Origin of the sequence: Robertmurraya siralis (genome assembly GCF_005502275.1) — a bacterium.
GTDB lineage: Bacteria > Bacillota > Bacilli > Bacillales > Cytobacillaceae > Robertmurraya > Robertmurraya siralis.
This window is the reverse complement of sequence record NZ_SWLZ01000053.1, coordinates 1-2,310: the sequence shown is the minus strand read 5'-3', so window position 1 is coordinate 2,310 and position 2,310 is coordinate 1. Positions and strand designations below refer to the sequence as shown.

The following is a 2,310-nucleotide window of genomic DNA, read 5'->3' as shown; positions in this document are numbered from 1 at the left end:
AGTAGAAATCATTCATTTAAATGAAGATAGTTATCGTATGAAGCATCGTTCTACCATATTTGGGGAACAAAGTGTTTCAAAATAACGAGCAAAAATTGTTTCATTCTACTTGACGGTCACACCATGCAACCGCCACATTAATTTTACTCTTCGGATTGATACGATAAGATAACAAAACATTGGAAATTTAAGTTGTATTTTAATAAAGAAGATTAACTATATTTCCCTTTGATAAATTAGTAGTCTGCCAACTCAGAAATCCGTCAATACGCTTTCCTTTTAGAAGAGAAAGAAAAAATGAATTAACTAATTACTGAATGCTGTTGTTACTAAAGTTTTTTTTATAAATTAGACAAACGCAAAATAACCCAATATTTATTAGATGTAACTGAATCTGAGAATGGTGAAGTAGAGGAAGTTAATGTAGTAATCGTGCTAAAAATGTATTCGGACAAGAAAGTGGAGAATTCTGCAATACACTTAATAGTGATATCTTAGTTTGAGCTATTGTCACATTTGTTGATGGTCTGGCACTTTGTCATGCTATACTTCCAATGGAAGATCTAAAGATGAAGGAGTAATCTATGTTGTTCGTGGAAAATTTAAAAAAAATTGCACTTAAAGTAAAGTAGATAGAAATGAAGACCTTGAATGTTGTGACGCTAATGTCCCTATTTTTATAAGTAGATTAATACCATTATTCACAAATTACAGGGCGCTTTTCTTGAAAAAAAGGCGTCTTTTTGAGTTGCGCCTACACATTGAGTGATTAGATATTGTTAAGAAAAAACAATTGTGAGTTTTTTCACTAAAACCAAAGTATGAAATATTTGAAGAACTTGAAGGTTACAAAATTAAAGACCACTTACTCACCATCTTGCTAACAATTTGCTAACATACTTATTTTTCTGAGCTTAACTTATTTAACCCAATTGATTTTGAAACCAGAAAATCCCTGACAAAACAGCACTCAATAGACTTATTTAACTCAGTTTAACTAGATTGATTTTGAAGATTGGTGGGGGTCGGGGGTTTAAGTCCCTCACAGGTCATCAAACAAACAAACAGGCTCTACCCTTGTCTATAAAGGGATAGAGCCTGTTTTTGTTTTGTCCATTTTTACCTATCCTAAAGTTGAATTTTTGATATGCTAAAATTTTACTAACGTATTTGAAAATTTCAATACGAAATACGATTATGTTGGAATGCCTGGGCTGAGAGTAAAAACTCAAAAATGTTTATTTTGAAGGAAATCATCTCTTTTTGTTGAATTAAGTAGATAAAGGAGGCGTTATTATGACAGATGAACAAAATGCTATCTCTATCGTAATGGATTTTTTGCATAATAAAACGAAGAAAACGCTTTTGGTAAGAGGATATGATAATGAGGCTAAGTTAAGGGTGGTTCTTTCCTGTTTAAATAAAGAGTTTGATAAGGGAATTATTAGGACGAGTTCAATGTCCGATATATTGGATCATATAAATGGTGCATTTAACAAAAATCTTCTACCGTATACTGTGAAATCAACAACAATATATAAATTAGGGAGAATGAAAGTTAATATTAATAGCTATTCAACCCATACAAAATCGAATCCCAAAGGAAATGAAGGTACTTTCACGGTGTTTTATCCGGTTCAATTTGTACTAGATGACTATAAACGGTATATCAATTTTTTGAGAGAGTTAAATAATATTAAATCAAGCAAAATAATATTAATCACCACAAATGAGTGGAGCATAAAAGAACGGGATATTGAAAATCATATGGATCAGGTATTCTTTTATAGTGTTGAAAATGACAATCCGCAAATAATGTCAAATTTGAGAAACAATGGAGCAATATAAGACCCTATAAACAAGTGCTAAACACTTTTCGGTAGGTGCTTCTTCTCTATATTCGAGAAATTGCATTTACCCTGGATCTTTCATAAACTCTATAAATCTGACAATAAAATTCCACGACAGGTTAACCAAAGCTACGATAACTGCTCCTAAAACAATATACGCTTCTTTTGACAAATTAGAATTTTGCTTTGCTTTCAATGTACATCATAAATAATACAACAGAAAAGTAATCCTGCTCTAAAATGTATTCAAAAATAGATTGTAGTCTATTATTTTTATATTTGTGTGTTTTTGTTTTATGTAAAAAACTTGTTTTTTTCATCTAAAAGTCAATATCAGTGTGTATTTGGCAAGCAAAAAATGTATTAAACGGCATTTAAAAATGTACCACTTGCCAACGCATAGAATTAACCTTGTATAATTGATTCTTTGTAACGGTGGCTATCCCCGTTAAACACGATT

Annotated in this window: 1 protein-coding gene; it reads left to right on the top strand. The window is 31.1% G+C overall.

What is annotated here, in order from left to right; genetic code table 11:
* Nucleotides 1-1,296 precede the first annotated feature (1,296 nt).
* On the top strand, nucleotides 1,297-1,848 hold the full coding sequence (locus tag FCJ93_RS24560) for a hypothetical protein (protein WP_095314855.1): 552 nt from the start codon (nucleotides 1,297-1,299) through the stop codon (nucleotides 1,846-1,848).
* The last annotated feature ends 462 nt before the right edge of the window (nucleotides 1,849-2,310 follow it).

What these genes read in the sequence shown, in the direction of transcription:
- FCJ93_RS24560 (WP_095314855.1), top strand. Translation starts at nt 1,297, where the DNA reads ATGACAGATGAACAAAATGCTATCTCTATCGTAATGGATTTTTTGCAT.